13 protein-coding genes are annotated in these 14,957 nt (G+C 69.8%); 4 read left to right on the forward strand and 9 right to left on the reverse strand.

The window, feature by feature from the left end:
- Positions 1-9: 9 nt before the first annotated feature.
- The gene (locus SM116_RS13000) at positions 10-522 is read right to left on the reverse strand and encodes a hemerythrin domain-containing protein (RefSeq protein ID WP_320941402.1); all 513 of its coding nucleotides are present in this window, start codon (positions 520-522) and stop codon (positions 10-12) included.
- 126 nt (positions 523-648) lie between these two features.
- On the opposite strand from SM116_RS13000, the gene SM116_RS13005 reads away from it, so the two are divergent.
- Positions 649-1,164 (forward strand): ATP-dependent endonuclease, encoded by a 516-nt coding sequence (locus SM116_RS13005; protein WP_320941403.1) that lies wholly within the window; start codon positions 649-651, stop codon positions 1,162-1,164.
- A gap of 66 nt (positions 1,165-1,230) precedes the next feature.
- Here SM116_RS13005 and SM116_RS13010 read toward each other — a convergent pair whose 3' ends face one another.
- Positions 1,231-2,103, reverse strand: a complete 873-nt coding sequence (locus tag SM116_RS13010; protein WP_320941404.1) for an SDR family oxidoreductase — start codon at positions 2,101-2,103, stop codon at positions 1,231-1,233.
- A gap of 182 nt (positions 2,104-2,285) precedes the next feature.
- Positions 2,286-2,783, reverse strand: coding sequence for a YbaK/EbsC family protein (locus SM116_RS13015; RefSeq protein WP_320941405.1), 498 nt, complete (start codon positions 2,781-2,783; stop codon positions 2,286-2,288).
- 40 nt (positions 2,784-2,823) lie between these two features.
- On the opposite strand from SM116_RS13015, the gene SM116_RS13020 reads away from it, so the two are divergent.
- Positions 2,824-4,713, forward strand: coding sequence for a heavy metal translocating P-type ATPase (locus SM116_RS13020; RefSeq protein WP_320941406.1), 1,890 nt, complete (start codon positions 2,824-2,826; stop codon positions 4,711-4,713).
- On the opposite strand, the gene SM116_RS13025 is transcribed toward SM116_RS13020, so the two are convergent.
- The gene (locus tag SM116_RS13025; RefSeq protein ID WP_320941407.1) at positions 4,697-5,494 is read right to left on the reverse strand and encodes a methyltransferase domain-containing protein; all 798 of its coding nucleotides are present in this window, start codon (positions 5,492-5,494) and stop codon (positions 4,697-4,699) included. The two genes, SM116_RS13020 and SM116_RS13025, sit on opposite strands and share 17 nt — an antisense overlap.
- Positions 5,495-5,606: 112 nt before the next feature.
- Here SM116_RS13025 and SM116_RS13030 point away from each other — a divergent pair, with 112 nt between their 5' ends.
- Positions 5,607-7,199 carry an AMP-binding protein gene (locus SM116_RS13030; protein WP_320941408.1) on the forward strand — a complete coding sequence of 531 codons (1,593 nt, stop codon included), beginning with the start codon at positions 5,607-5,609 and terminating at the stop codon, positions 7,197-7,199.
- A gap of 34 nt (positions 7,200-7,233) precedes the next feature.
- Positions 7,234-8,100 carry an LLM class F420-dependent oxidoreductase gene (locus SM116_RS13035; protein ID WP_320941409.1) on the forward strand — a complete coding sequence of 289 codons (867 nt, stop codon included), beginning with the start codon at positions 7,234-7,236 and terminating at the stop codon, positions 8,098-8,100.
- Between the two features lie 4 nt (positions 8,101-8,104).
- Here the strand turns inward: SM116_RS13035 and SM116_RS13040 are convergent, their stop codons facing one another.
- The 5 genes from SM116_RS13040 to SM116_RS13060 all read right to left on the reverse strand — a co-directional run bounded on the left by SM116_RS13040 (position 8,105) and on the right by SM116_RS13060 (position 14,909).
- On the reverse strand, positions 8,105-9,334 hold the full coding sequence (locus SM116_RS13040) for an MFS transporter (RefSeq protein WP_320941410.1): 1,230 nt from the start codon (positions 9,332-9,334) through the stop codon (positions 8,105-8,107).
- Positions 9,331-9,963 (reverse strand): ArsR/SmtB family transcription factor, encoded by a 633-nt coding sequence (locus SM116_RS13045; RefSeq protein ID WP_320941411.1) that lies wholly within the window; start codon positions 9,961-9,963, stop codon positions 9,331-9,333. The genes SM116_RS13040 and SM116_RS13045 overlap by 4 nt, the downstream gene beginning before the upstream one ends.
- Before the next feature lie 71 nt (positions 9,964-10,034).
- Positions 10,035-12,044: a glycosyl hydrolase family 28-related protein gene (locus tag SM116_RS13050; protein WP_320941412.1), complete on the reverse strand. Its 2,010-nt coding sequence runs from the start codon at positions 12,042-12,044 to the stop codon at positions 10,035-10,037.
- A gap of 157 nt (positions 12,045-12,201) precedes the next feature.
- Entirely contained in the window at positions 12,202-13,365 is a 1,164-nt protein-coding gene (locus SM116_RS13055) for a cation:proton antiporter (RefSeq protein ID WP_320941413.1), read from the reverse strand.
- Between the two features lie 77 nt (positions 13,366-13,442).
- A complete protein-coding gene (locus SM116_RS13060) occupies positions 13,443-14,909 on the reverse strand; it encodes an APC family permease (RefSeq protein WP_320941414.1) in 1,467 nt (488 codons plus the stop codon).
- Positions 14,910-14,957 lie beyond the last annotated feature (48 nt).

The raw sequence follows: 14,957 nt of genomic DNA on the forward strand, positions 1-14,957 counted from the left end.
CGCGAGCGCTCAGCTGTTCTCGCGGATGTATTGCTCCGGGTCCCGGTCGTGCGCGGCGATGCCGCCCGCTTGCTCCGACTCGAACGCCACGAAGGCGACGGCCATGGTGTGGCGCTCCTCCAGCTCGATGTGGCGACGGAAGTCGGTGAGACCTTGGCGCTCCTCCTCGGCCATGTGGTCGCTGTTGACCTCGTTGACGTGAGCGACGGCACGCTGCCACTCGGTCGAGCCGACGACCTGGCCGGAGACGCCGGCGATCGCATCCCGGATCTCGTTGTGATCGTGGATGGCGTCCTCCGTCTCCTCCCCGGGCGACTCCTGTTCGATGAGGTCCTTCTGCAGTTTCAGCAGTCGCGGGTAGAAGAGCTTCTCCTCGGCGGCGGCGTGCACCTCCAGCAGGATGCGCAGGCGCTTCCACACCGCGCTCAGCGCTGCGGTGTCGGCCGGGTCGATGTCCTCGAGCATGCCGAACATCCGGCGCTGTTCGTGATGGTCGTTGAGGATGACCTCGGTGATGTCCACGCTCTCCTCCTTCGTCGCACGTGCTGTCAAAAGTACCCGCGGCGGCGCGTGACGAGGCCGCTCGCCGGATTCCGACCGGGACGGCAGTCGTCTTGCGTCATCGGAACTCGCGGATACCCTGCTGACGTGGAAGCCTCGTTGATGGCCGTCATCATCGTCGAGGGTGAGAGCGATCGCGTCACGCTGGAAGTCCTCAGCGCGCGAATGGGAATCGCCCTTCCGACGATCGTGGCCGCAGGCGGCGCAAGCGGTGTGCGCCGAGCCGTCTCCGACCTGTCCGACGCGAGCATCGTCGGACTGGTCGATGTCGACGAACGGGCGCAGTTCGAGCGCGTGATCGAGCGGGTCTTCGTGTGCGACCCGGACCTCGAGGGCGAGCTCGTCCGCGCACTCGGCATCGATGGCGTCGTGTCCGTCATCGCCGCAGAGGGAGAGCTGGAGTCCTTCCGCCGTCTCCAGAATCAGCCGGCGCAACGCGGACGGCCCGTCGAAGCGCAGCTCGCACGCTTCTTCGGGGGGAGGAGTGGCAACAAGTATCGATACGCACGGCTTCTCGCCGCGGCAGTTCCCCTGGAGCGGATACCCGCGCCCCTCGAGGGGATCATCCGAGCGGCCGCCGTCGCGCCGCCACCTTCCGAGTAGGCGATATCGGACGACAGACGACATCGATGCGGATCCCGAGGTCCACGAGCTCGGTGGGCGCGGTCGTCAGACGGCTCGTCGGCCGCCGTCCCGCTCGTGCACACCCGCGTCCACGACGCTGATCTGCAGTGGCATGCGGTTGGCGCGGCGGAGGCGTCCCGTGAGGATGCTGCGCACCCCGCGGGTGAGCGTCCTGGCAGGGGTCAGGTACCGGAACTGGGCCGCGTCCGATGTGACGAGTCTGAGGACGGGCGCCGCGGCGGTCTCGGGAGGCTGGCCCCACAGACCGACGACGACCTGCAATGCGCCGAGCCGTCCCTCGTAGCCCGACTGGGCGGTGACGTGTCGCAGAAGGTCGGTCGTGACCAGGCCGGGATTCATGCCGTGCACACGCACCCCGGTGTCCTTGCACTCTCGTCGCAGCGTCTCGGTGAATTGACGCACCCACCGTTTGCTGGACGCGTACGCGTTCTGCTGTGCGACGGGCCCCTTGTCGCCTTGTCCGTAGAGGTTCACGAGGTCGCCATGGCCTTGAGCCAAGAACACGGGCAATGCGACGCGCGAACCGTGGAAGGTTCCGAGGATGTTCGTGCGTACGACGCGTGCGAAGTCGTCCACCGGCGTGGACGCCGTCGGCCCGTAGATGCCCGAGGCGCCGGCATTGTTGACCCAGATATCGAGCGTCCCGCGGCTGAGCGCCTCATCGCGCAGGGTTTCGACCTCGGCGATCTCGCCCACATCGCACCGGCACCCCGAGACCGAGATCCCCTCGCGCTGCAACCGCGCGACCGCAGCTTCGAGGTGGGCATCCGATCTGGATGCAAGCACCACCGTCGCGCCGTGAAGACCCAACAGCCGGGCCATGGCCAGCCCGAGACCGCGTGTGGATCCCGTCACCACCGCGACGCGCCCGCGCAGATCCACTCGTCGTGCATCCATACTGCTCCTCACGAGCCTCGATGCAGAACAAGACGGCCCTGCGCTCGACCCTCACGCATCCAGCACAGCGCCACCCGGCACGAGGACTCGCCGTCAGGCTATGGCCGAGAAGGGCGTTCCCTGAGGGGCTTTGGTCCCGCGCCCGACGCCGGCCACCGCCCCATCCTGGGGCGCGACGTCCGTCAGTCCACCTTGGCGACAGTGGCGGCGGTGAGCCGCACGAGCTGGTCGTACGTGAGCGGGAACACCGTGTGCGGCGTCCCGCCCGCAGCCCAGATCTCGGGGTAGGCGGCCAGGTCTTCGTCGACGATCGTGGTGAGAGGCGCGGGATGACCGGTGGGCGCGACGCCGCCGATCGCCTGACCGGTCGCCGCGCGCACCTGGTCCGGCGTCGCGCGGGCGATCTTTCCGCGGCCGAGTCGGGCGGCGAGCGCGGCCGTGTCCACCCTGTGGGCACCGCTGGTCATGACGAGCAGGGGCTCGTCGTCCGACCAGAACACGAGCGAGTTGGCGATCGCTCCGACCTCGACCCCGAGCGCCTCGGCCGCGAGAACGGCAGTGGACGCAGCATCCGGCAGCACCACGATCTCACCGGGAATGCCGGCGGCGCGAAGAGCGTCGTGGACGAGGATGCTGCGGGCGGGCAATGCGGGCGAAGCGGGGGCGGCGTCGGTCACCACCCCACCATATCGACGGCTCCGAAATGCCAGAGTGAGAGGCATGAGGTTCTTGCGCTGGCTCGCCCGATACCCGCTCGTGTGGCTGACGGTGATCGTGCTCATCGTCGTCCTCACGCTCGGGGCGGCCGGATTCGCGCGCACCTCGGCCGGGATCGCGATCGGCTACGTCTCCCTGGTGATCGCGTGGACCCTCGTCGGGATGATCCGCGACGTCCTGCGCGGCCACGTCGGCCTCGACGTCCTGGCCGTCGTGGCCATGGTCGCCACTCTCGCCGTCGGCGAGTACGTCGCCTCGCTCGTCATCGTGCTGATGCTCGCGGGCGGGGAGGCCCTGGAGGATTACGCCGGCCGCCGCGCCAAGCGCGAGCTCACCGCGCTGCTCGACCGCTCGCCGCAGATCGCGCACGTCCTCGTGCACCCGAACTCCGACAGCGACGAGGTGCAGGATGCCGCGGCCGACGACGTCGAGGTGGGCGACGTCCTGCTCATCCGGCCGGCCGAGGTCGTGCCGGTGGACGGCGTCCTGCTGAGCCCGGCGGCATCGTTCGACGAGTCGTCGCTCACCGGAGAGAGCATGCCGGTGCATCGCAGCGCGGGTGACGAGGTGCTCTCGGGCGCGGTCAACGGATCGCGGGCCGTGCGCATCCGCGCCGTGCGGCGCAGCGCCGACAGCCAGTACCAGCAGATCGTCGCGCTCGTGAAGCAGGCTCAGGATGACCGGGCTCCGACCGTGCGGCTGGCCGACCGGTTCGCCATCCCGTTCACGGCGGTCTCCCTCGTGATCGCGGGCGCCGCTTGGGGGCTCTCGGGCGACCCCGCGCGCTTCGCCGAAGTGCTCGTGCTGGCGACTCCGTGTCCCCTCCTCATCGCCGCGCCCGTCGCCTTTCTCGGGGGGCTTTCACGCGCCGCGAAGGCGGGCGTCATCATCAAGGGCGGGGGTGTCATCGAACAGCTCGCCCGCATCCGGTCGGCGGCGTTCGACAAGACCGGCACGCTCACGGAAGGCCGGCCCGACCTCGTCGCCGTCGACCCGGCGGCGGGCTTCGACGCCGACGAGCTTCTGGCCCTCGCCGCATCCGCCGAGCAGTACTCGAGCCATGTGCTCGCCGACGGCATCCGCCGCGCCGCCGCGGAGCGGGGCATCGCGCTGCGGCCCGCCGCGGAGGCCAGCGAGGTCGCGACCAACGGCGTGACCGCGGTGATCGGCGGGCGCACCGTGCTGGTGGGAAAGCCCGCGTACGTGGCATCCATCGCCCCGGACACCGTGCGTCGCGACATCGCATCGGGCGAGGCGGCGGCATACGTCGCCGTGGACGGCCGGTTCGCCGGCGTGCTGGTCCTGGCCGACGACCCGCGTCCGGAGGCGGCGGCGGTCGTCTCGTGGCTGCGGGCCCACGAGGTGGAGCGCGTCACGATGCTGACCGGCGATGCCCGGGCCACCGCCGAGGCCATCGCGCACACCGTCGGCATCGACGACATCCACGCCGAACTCCTCGCGCCCGAGAAGGTGCATCTCGCCGCGCAGATGCGCCCCCGACCGGTTCTCATGGTGGGCGACGGCATCAACGACGCACCCGTGCTCGCCGCCGCCGACGTCGGCATCGCGATGGGCGCGAAGGGCGCGACCGCAGCGGGCGACGCGGCGGATGCGGTCATCCTCACCGACTCGCTCGCCAAGGTGGCCGACGCCGTCTCGATCGGCAAGCACACCCTGCGCGTCGCATACGCCGCGATCTGGATCGGCATCGCGATCAGCATCGTCCTGATGCTCATCGCGTCGACAGGCGTCATCCCGGCGGTCGCGGGCGCCCTCATCCAGGAGGGCGTCGACCTCGCGACGATCCTCTACGCCCTGCGCGCCCTTCGCGGACCCGCGACGGGGCTTGTGGTGCCGGCAGCGGAGAAGGAGACCGTCAGCCCCGCGCGATGATCTCGCCGTGCGGCATCAGCAGCCATCCGTCCTCGCTCGCCGCCCATTCGCGCCATCCGGCCGAGATGCGCTCCAGCACCTCGTGATCGGCGACGCCGAGATCGATCGCGCGGCGGGCGAAGTCGGATGCGACGACCCGGTCCGCCCACATGCCGCCCCACCACGCGCGGTCCGCAGCATCCTCGAACAGCCACGACGTGGCGCTCGAGACGACCTCCGCGAAGCCCGCCTCGCGCGCCCATGCCTTGAGGCGCCGGCCCGCGGCCGGCTCGCCCGACGACCCGCGATGCGTGGCGAGGTAGACCTCGAGCCACTCGTCGAGCGCCGGGATCAGCGGGTACCAGATGACGCCCTCGTAGTCCACGTCGCGGGCGGCGACGAGGCCGTCGCGCTTCACCACGCGGCGGAACTCGCGCAGCGCGTCCACAGGACGCTCCAGGTGCTGCAGCACCTGATGCGCGTGCACGATGTCGAAGGCGTCGTCCGCTGCATCCAGCGCATACGCGTCGTCGACGACGAAGTCGACGTTGCGCACCCCCGTCTCGAGGACGAGGGTGGCCGCCTTCTCGACGATCGCGGGCGCCGTGTCCACCCCCGTGACGTGCCCGGGAGCGACGCGCGCCGCGAGGTCGAGCGTGATGGTCCCCGGCCCCGAGCCCACGTCGAGCAGCGAGAGGCCGGGCCGCACATGCGGAAGGAGGTACGCGGCGGAGTTCTCGGCGGTGCGCCACTCGTGCGACCGCAGAACGCTCTCGTGATGACCGTGCGTGTAACTCGCCATGATCCGACGCTACTGCAGACGACAAGGAGGGACTGGGTTCCACGATATGTGGCACTCGGTCGCACCCAGGGCATGGCATGATGGACCACAAACGGCGATCAAGGGAGATACCGTGTTCACCAGCCTCATACCCGACGTCGAGATCCCCGAGCTCAGCGTCTACGACTACCTGTTCGCCTCGCTGACCGACGAGGAGCAGGGCCTGATCGCCCTCATCGATCCGGCGACCGGCGAAGAGACGACGTACGGCGCCCTGCGCGCGCAGATCGACTGGTTCGCCGGCGCCCTGGCCGCCCGCGGCGTCGGCACCGAGACCGTCGTCGGCCTGCTGTGCCCCAACGTCCCCGCGTTCGCGACGGTGTTCCACGGGGCCCTGCGCGCGGGTGCCACGGTCACGACGATCAACTCCCTGTACACGCCCGGCGAGATCGAGAAGCAGCTGAAGGATGCCGGTGCCACCTGGCTCATGACGGTCAGCCCGCTCCTGCCCCAGGCCCAGGTCGCCGCGCAGGCGTCCGGCATCCCCGCCGAGAGACTCATCGTGCTCGACGGCGCTCCCGGGCACCCGAACCTCCGCGAGCTCCTCGGCGAGCAGCGCCCGGCACCCGAGGTGTCGTTCGACCCGGCGACGCACATCGCCGTCCTGCCGTACTCGTCCGGCACGACCGGCATCCCCAAGGGCGTCATGCTCACCCACCGCAACCTCGTCGCGAACGTCGCCCAGTGCCGGGCGAGCCTCGACCTCGTCTCGACCGACCGCGTGCTGGCGGTGCTCCCGTTCTTCCACATCTACGGCATGACCGTGCTGCTGAACCTCGCGCTCCGCCAGCGCGCGAGCCTCGTCACGATGCCGAAGTTCGACCTGGTCGAGTTCCTGTCGAACATCCAGAAGTACGGCTGCACCTACCTCTACATCGCGCCGCCGATCGCGGTCGCGCTCGCCAAGCATCCCGTGGTCGATCAATACGACATCTCGACGGTCCACACGGTGTTCTCCGGAGCAGCCCCGCTCGACGCCGAGACGGCCGAGGCCGCGGGCCGCCGCATCCATGCCCACGTCCTGCAGGGGTACGGCATGAGCGAGTCGAGCCCGGTCTCGCACGCCATCCCGGTCGGCCGGCCCGACATCCCGGTGAGCTCGGTGGGCCTGCTCCTTCCCAACATGGACGCCAAGATCGTCGACCTCGACACGGGCGAGGAGATCGTCGAGTTCGACGAGAGCGGATTCACCGCGCGCGGGGAACTGTGGATGCGGGGCCCCAACATCATGCACGGCTACCTCAACCAGCCGCAGGCGACGGCGGACACCGTGGACGAAGAGGGCTTCCTGCACACGGGCGACGTGGCCGTGTATCACTCGGACGGCTACTTCACGATCGTCGACCGGGCCAAGGAGCTCATCAAGTACAAGGGCTACCAGATCGCTCCGGCCGAGCTCGAGGCGCTGCTCCTGAGTCACCCGAAGGTGATGGATGCGGCGGTCATCGGCGTGCTCGACGAAGACAGGCAGGAGATCCCCAAGGCGTTCGTCGTCACGCGCGCCGGCTCGGGTCTCGAGGCCGACGACGTGATCGCCTTCGTCGCCGCGAACGTCGCGCCGCACAAGAAGGTGCGTGTGGTGGAGTTCATCGAGGCCATCCCCAAGTCGAGCTCGGGAAAGATCCTGCGCAAGGACCTGCGGGCCCGGGAGGCTCGGGAGGCCTGAGCCGATACCCCCGGCGCGGGCATAGCCTGGCGTCATGCGCGCAGGAATCCACCTCTGGAACTACACCACGCCCGAGGGCGAGTCATCGATCGCCCGCACCGTCGCCGACACGGCCACCACCGCCGAAGCCGGCGGCTTCAGCCAGTTCACCGTCATGGACCACTGGTTCCAGATGGAAGCCGTCGGCGACCCGGCGGAACCCATGCTGGAGGCGTTCACGACACTCGGCTACGTCGCCGCCATGACGAGCACGCTCCGGCTCGGCCCGCTCGTGACCGGCGTCACGTACCGGCATCCGGGGCTGCTCGCGAAGATCGCCACGACCCTGGACGTCCTGAGCGGTGGCCGGTCCATCCTCGGCCTCGGCGCCGCATGGTACGAGCGGGAGCACCACGCCCTCGGTGTGCCGTACCCGGCACTCGGCGAGCGGTTCGAGCGCCTCGAGGAGGCGCTGAAGGTCGTGACGCAGATGTGGTCCGAAGACAACGGCCGGTACGAGGGGCGGCACTACTCGCTGAACGAGACGCTCAACAGCCCGCGAGCCGTGAGCGCGCCGCATCCTCCGATCATGATCGGGGGTCGTGGTGAGAAGAAGACGCTGCGCCTCGCCGCGCAGTACGCGCAGATCGTGAACTTCACGGCCTTCGACCCGGACGATGTCGCGCACCTGCTCGACGTGCTGCGCGGGCACTGCGACGCGCTCGGCACGGACTACGACGCCATCGAGAAGCAGATCATGGCGACCCGCCTGCAGCCGGACTCCGATCAGTTCTGGCCGACCATGGAGCGCCTCGCCGCTCTCGGCATCGACCTCGTCGTCTTCGGCGTGCGTCCGAACGATCAGGTCGCGACAACGAGCCGGCTTGCAGAAGCGGTGCTGCCGCGGCTCGCGGAGCTGTGACCGGTCAGGTGCCGGCGGGCACCCCCGCCGGCACCTCATGCCGCGCCCCCGAGGAGGCGAGCACCGCGGCGGCCGAGACGACGGCGACCATGATGAAGATCAGGATGCGGTAGTCCACGACGGCGATGATCGAGGCGCCCACGATGCTGAACAGCGTCTGCGGGACGTTGATCGCGACGTTGCCGGCTGCCGCCGTCCGGCCCTGCAGCTCCGGCGGCGTGCGGCGCTGGCGCAACGTGGCGAAGCCGACGGCGACGAGCGGGATGCCGAAGCCGATGACCGGCAGACCGATCACGGCGAGGAGCAGCGAGGTGCCCGCGGTCGGCAGCGCACCGATCGCGACCATGAGAAGCCCCAGCGCCACCGTCCGCGATTCGCCGAGCCGGCGCACGAGCATCGCGGACAGCACGCCGCCGACCACGGCGCCGACACCCTGCAGCGGAACGAGCCAGCCGAGTGCGGATGCCGGCAAGTGGAGCCCCTGATCGAGAGTCGCGAAGACGGTGACATTGAGCAGGCCCACCGCGGCGAAGGCGATGACGAGAGCGAGGCTCAGCCGGTTCAGCGGCGAGGTCCGCGCCAGGTGGGCGAACCCGGCGCCGAGCTCGGCGAGGTACCGTCCGCGCGCGGCGCGCGGAGCGGGGGGCGACTCCTCGACGCGCACCCGGGTCATCTGCACGGCCGCCAGAGCGAAGGAGACCCCCGTCAGCAGCACCACGGCATCCGGACCCGCCGCGACGTACAGTGCCGTCCCGATGAGCGGCGAGATGAGCCGGAAGCCCTGGTCGAGCGTGGTCAGCGCGCCGTTCGCCGAGCCGAGGGCGCCGTCATCGACGAGGTCGCGGATGAGCCCGGACTGCGCGGCGGCGAGCAGGTAGCCCATCGTCCCGTAGAGGAAGACGACGAGGTAGACGATCCAGAACATGCCGGTCGGCGCGACGAGCAGCAGGCACAGGACGATCGGCACCATCGCGGCCATCGACCAGACCATGAGCCGCTTGCGCGACACGCGGTCCGCCAGCGCACCGAGGAACGGCGCGATGAGCGCCGGGAGTCCGAGTGCGATGAAGACCGTGGCCGCCGCAGCATCCGAGTCGGTGAGGTCTTTCACCCAGACGGCGGCCATGAGGTAGAGGGCGCTGTCGCCGAGATTGGCGAAGACCCACGTCAGCGTGAGCTGCCGGAAGCCGCGCACCTCCCAGGCGGGCAGCCGACGCCCGATGGCGGCATTCACGACTCCGCCTCCTTCGCGTCGGGCGTCTGCGCCGCGTACGGCGACGACCACGGCTCGGGATTGGCCACCGCGACCATGCGCGAGAACCGGGCTCCGGGCGGACGCAGCGAGGGATCCGCGCTCCGCCCCGCGAAGCGATCGGTGATCTCCTGGAGGTCGCGGCTCAGCTGGGCGAGCTCCTCCGCGGTCGCCCAGAACGTGCTGCGGGTGAACGTGGATGCCTGCACCCACTGGTCGGGCTCGGCATCCATCTCTGCGAAGAACGAGCGCACCCGCCCCCACTCCGCGTCGATGCCGAGCACCGCGACTTCCCGCATCGCGGCCAGCGATCCGGGCTGGGCGGGGTCGGGCCGCATGTCCCACGACCGCGCGACCGGCCGCCACGGCTTCTCGCGCCCGCGCGCCTGCGCCCGCTCGATGAAGCCGTACTTCTCGAGCATGCGCAGATGGAAGGAGCAGCTGGCGGCCGACTCCCCCAGCGCCTCTGCGCATTGCGTGGCGGTCAGCTCTCCGCGTTCGGTCAGCAGGTCGAAGAGCTCGAGCCGGATGGGATGGGCGAGGGCGCGCAAGCGCGCCGGGTCGGTGACGCGCGCCTGACCGGGTCGCTCGGGCGGGAAGTTGTCTGACACGGCACCGACGATAGATCCTAAAGCCTTCTTGCGCAAGACTTCTTTAGGGTCTATCGTCGGCGCGATTCACCTCACCACGGCGAGGGCGCCGGCGGCGCGACGACGGGCGGACGATCGTCGCACGTGATCGTGTTCGGCAGCTCCCACGAAGCCATCCACGGCCCCGTCGTACCTCCGCCGTCGTTGCCGCCCAGGTCGCCGACCGAGAACTCGCTGCCGGCGGGCGTGAAGTGGAACGAGCCGCAGTTGTTGATGCCGACGGCGCCGACATTGCGGGCGTCGACGTTCTGGAACGTTGCCACCCCCGCCACCCGGGCGCTCAGCACGGAGGTCCCCGTGCCGTCGACGTGGATGTCCCGGAACGAGACACCGCTGATGGTGTACTGGTCCTTCACGGGCCAGTCGGCGACGAGCAGCACCGCGTTGTACGTCGAGTCGAGGTAGTGGTCGCCGACCACGCGGATGCCGGAGATCGAGCCCTCGAGGGCGTAGATCCAGAGTGACCCGAGCCCGATCTTCCAGTTCAGCTCGAACGTCCCGGCGCGCACCGTCGTGTTGTCCTGGAACGTCAGCGTGCCCGCGAACGGGTGCGCGCCGAACCGCGAGCCGGCGTGCAGCGCGCTCCCCTCCCGGATCGTGTCGGCGACGAGGTTGCCCGACACCGTGTTGTCGGTGCCGCCGTAGACGGCGATGCCGTTGGCGAGGGTCGGGGTCTGCACCGTGTTGTGGTCGAAGACGTTCCGCGCGTTCGTCTGCGTCGTCCCGCCGAGCGACTCGGCCCACATCGCGAGGCCGTCATCGCCCGTGTTGCGGACGACGTTGTTCCGCACGACCGAGTCCGTCACGCCGATGTGGAAGTTCAGGCCGTCGGCGATCGTGTCGGCGACCTGGTTGTCCGCGACGGTCACGTTCGACATCGGCCCGTCGAACCAGAATCCCGCCTTCGTGTGATGGACGTACAGACCCGAGAACGACGAGTCGTGGAATGCGCCGCCGACCGCGTTGACCTGGTCGGTGTCGACGCGCTCGCGCACGTCGCCCACGATGGCGAAGCCGGACAGGTGCACGTTCGTGCTGCCGCCGGCCGCGGCATCCTTCCCGTAGAACCCGACTCCCGTGTGGACCGAGCCGTCGGGTGCCGGGGTGGAGAGCGTCACCTGTCGGCCGAACACGGTCGTGAACCAGCTGCCCGCACCCTGGATGCTCACGTCGTCGACGATGATGTGGCGGTCGACGCGGAAGCGCCCCGGGGGCAGCCACACGGTGGCTCCCGACGCGCGCGCGGCAGCGATGGCGCGATCGAACGCATCCGCCGACGACGTGCGGCCGCTCGGGTCCGCTCCGTACTTGACGACGTTCGCGATCTTGCCCTTCGGCGCCGGGGAGGGTGCGACGAGCTGGCTGTCCATGAGGTCGATGACCGTCCAGGCGACGCCCTCGGGAGCGGTGAGGCGCACCTTCTGCCCCGCGGGGTGGGTCTGACCGAGCAGGAGCCGCTCCTCGTCGTAGAACTTCATGGGGCGGAACGGCGTCGTCACCTGATAGTCGGGGCCGGGCACACAGGCGCACTCGGTGATCCACCAGTCGGGATGCAGCACGCCGGCGTTCGGGTCGTTCGTGAAGGGGTAGAGGTTGTAGAGGTACGAGTACTGCGACGTCATCGGCAGACTCGTCGTCTCGGCACCGGCGGTGACGCCGAGCTTCGCGGTGAGGCCACCGCCGGTCGGCGCATCCGGGATGCTGTAGCGCACCGTGATCGCATTCGCGGCCGCGGGCAGCGTGAACTCGACGTACTGGCCGGGCAGGAGCTTCACGGCTGTGCGCCCCGACGCCTCGGCGGCGATGTCGTACGCGTCGCGGCTCGGCCCGAGGATCGTGCCGTTCGTGGCGGCGTTCTCGGCCTCCTGCTCGAGGAACGGCACCGTCGCGCCGCGCCCATGCACCAGCGCGGGATCCAGGGCCGCCCGCGTGACCACAGCACCCGGCGGGTCGGCGACCGCGGCGGGCGCCGCGGCGGCCAGCGTCGCGAGGGAGAGGGATGCCGCGGCCACTGCGGCGATGAGGGTTCGGGGTCGTGCCATGTCGACTCGCTTCTCGGAGGGGCCGGGCGACGATGCCCGATCGCGCTCAATCTAGAGCCGGATCAGTCCCACCCTCAAGCGGATATCACGAAGTTCCGTCATTTCATTCGTTTCTTGCGCTGTGCGCGCAAGCGACTGCAAGAGTTGCGCGATTGCGTCAGGCGCTCCGCGGCGCGGCGCTGCCGTCCGCCGCGCGCTTCGCGCGCCGCGAGGCGAGTCCCGTCGCGACCGCCGAGGTGGCGACCGTGAGCAGGGCGCCGAGCAGGATGGCCGCGCCTTCGCCCGGCTGCAGCGCACGGGTCTGGATGCCGAGAGCCACGGCTGCGATCGGCACGCCGAGCTGCCCGGCGGACGCGACCGCCTGCAGCCAGGGCAGGCCGACGGCGCGGGCCGCGAGGTGCGCCACGACGGCGCCGAGTCCGAGCAGCGCCCCGAGAAGAACCATGCTCGGGTGGTCGACGAAGGCGCGCAGGTCGATGGATGCGCCGAGCCACACGAAGAACAGCGGAGCGAAGAAGCCCTCGGTGATGCCGAAGAGCTGCCGCGCGAGCCTGCGGGGCTCCCCCACCGCGGCGAGCACGAGCCCGAGCGAGAAGCCGGCCACCATGACCGACACGTGCGTGAACTGGGCGATGGCGGCCAGGACGAACAGGATCAGCAGGCTGATCCGCAGCTCGAGCGCGAAGTGGCGCCGCTCGGAGAAATGGTGCACGCGGCGCCACGCGCCCGAGCGGTGGGCCCGGTGGAGCACGACGCCGAGGATGATCGCGATGGACGTGATCGTCAGCGCGCCGAGCGCCGCGTCCAGGGCGCGGACCGGATCCATGACGAGCGGCAGTGCCACGATCGCGGCGATGTCCGCGACCGCGATCTGCGCGATCAGCCGAGGGGCCGAGGTCGCGGCGATGCCGAGCGAGTCCAGCATCGGCAGCACCAGCGCCGCGGACGACGACGCGAGCAGCACCGCGTACAGCAAGCCGTGCGGCGAGTGGACGGCCAGTGCGATCAGCGGTCCCAGGATCGCCGCCACGACGCCCACGACCGCGGCGCCCAGCACACCCCAGCCCACCGCACCGCGCACGCCGCGGTCGCGCACCGGGATCTCCGAGCCGATGACGAGCATCGTGAGCCCGAAGCCGATGGAGGCGAACAGTGTCAGCGTCGGATCCGTCGGCTCCACCAGCCGGAACCCCGAGGTCCCGATGACGAGGCCCGCCAGCAGCTCGCCGATGACGAGGGGGACGCGCCATCCCTCCCGCGCCGCCAGGAGCGGACCCGCGAGCCCCGCCAGCACGATCAGTGCGAGGGTCGAGTAGGTCACGCCGCCACGGTACCGCGCCTACGAACGGGGGGACGGATGCCACGGCATCCGCCCCCCCGTCGCGATGGTTCAGCGCATCACGCCTCGAAGTCGGCGGGCACCTCGAGCGGCTTGCGCGTGAAGTACGTCTCCTTCGCCTTGCGGTAGAAGAGCGCGAGCGGGATGAGGCCGATGACAATCAGACCGAGGCCGAGGACGTTCACCACGAGATCGTTGTTCGGGATGGCCGCGAAGAAGATGTACATCATGAAGAGCGCACCCACTGCCGGCCAGAGGCCGATCAGGATGAAGTTCTTCACGGATTTGAAGAGCACCTTGCGGAATCCGATCACGACGGCGAAGCCGGCCAGCGAGTAGTAGAACGCGATCTGCAGGCCGATCGACGAGATCGCCCAGCCGAGGATCTGTCCCACGCTGTCGCCGAAGACGTTCGCCAGGACGAACAGCACGAGCGAGACGGCCACGACGACGAGCGTCGCGAACACCGGCGTCTTCCAGCGGCGGTTGATCTTGCCGAAGGCGAACGGGATGGTGCGGGCGCGCCCCATCGCGAACAGGGTGCGGCTCACCTGCACGAGCGTGGTCTCCAGCGTCGCGATCGTCGACAGGGCGACCGCGATGATCATGATCTTGCCACCGATACCGGGCATGATCGCGTTGCCGAGCACGTCGAGGATGTTCGCCGCGTTGTCTTCGATCGTCTTCCCCGGCAGCAGCACGAGCGTCGTCGTCGTGTAGATCTCGAACAGGATGAACACGATGATGATGCCGAGGATGCCGGCGAGGCCCGTCGTCTTGTGCGCATTCTTCGTCTCCTCGCCGAGGTTGGCGGTGACGTCCCAGCCCCAGTAGTAGAAGGCGGCGATGAGCGCGGCCGACACGAAGACACCCGCGCCGGTGAGGTGCCCGAAGCCGAACCAGCTCCACGAGAAGGCCTCGCCGGGGTGGCTCGAGCTGAAGAGCTTCGGCAGCGCGAGCGCGGCGAACACGACGAGGATGCCGACCTCGATGGTCGACATGATCCACTGGGCCCGCTCGGTCGTGTGGACGCCGAAGATCACGGCCGCGGCCATGACGAGGAACCACACGGAGCCCACGAGCGTCACGAGCAGCGTGTTGTTGGCCTGATCGGGTGCGAACAGCGACACGGTCATCGCGCCGGCAGGCAGGGCGCCCGCGACCATGAAGATGGTCGCCGAGATGACGACGGCCCATCCGGCGAGGAAGCCCAGCCACGGGGTGAGGCCGCGGGCGACCCACGAGAACGAGGCACCCGCGTGCGAGTCGACACGCGCGAGGTAGCTGAACGCGAAGGCGATGCCGAGCATCGGGATGCCGCACCACAGCAGCGCGGCCGGAGCGCCGACGCCGGCGGCGCCGATCAGCAGAGCCGTGCTCGCGGCGATGGAGTACGCGGGCGCACTGCCCGCGACGGCCATGAGGGTCGATCCGGCCTTGGACACGCCACCGGCTTGCAGCGCGTGTTCCTCGTACTCGATCGCCCGTTGGTGAGACGTCGCCGTCTCGAGGTTTTCATGCGTCATTGCATCCCTGTCTTCTTCGGGTTTTGGGGAGGACGGAGTGACGCTAGC

The sequence above is a fragment of the Microbacterium rhizosphaerae genome (assembly GCF_034120055.1).
GTDB lineage: Bacteria > Actinomycetota > Actinomycetes > Actinomycetales > Microbacteriaceae > Microbacterium > Microbacterium rhizosphaerae.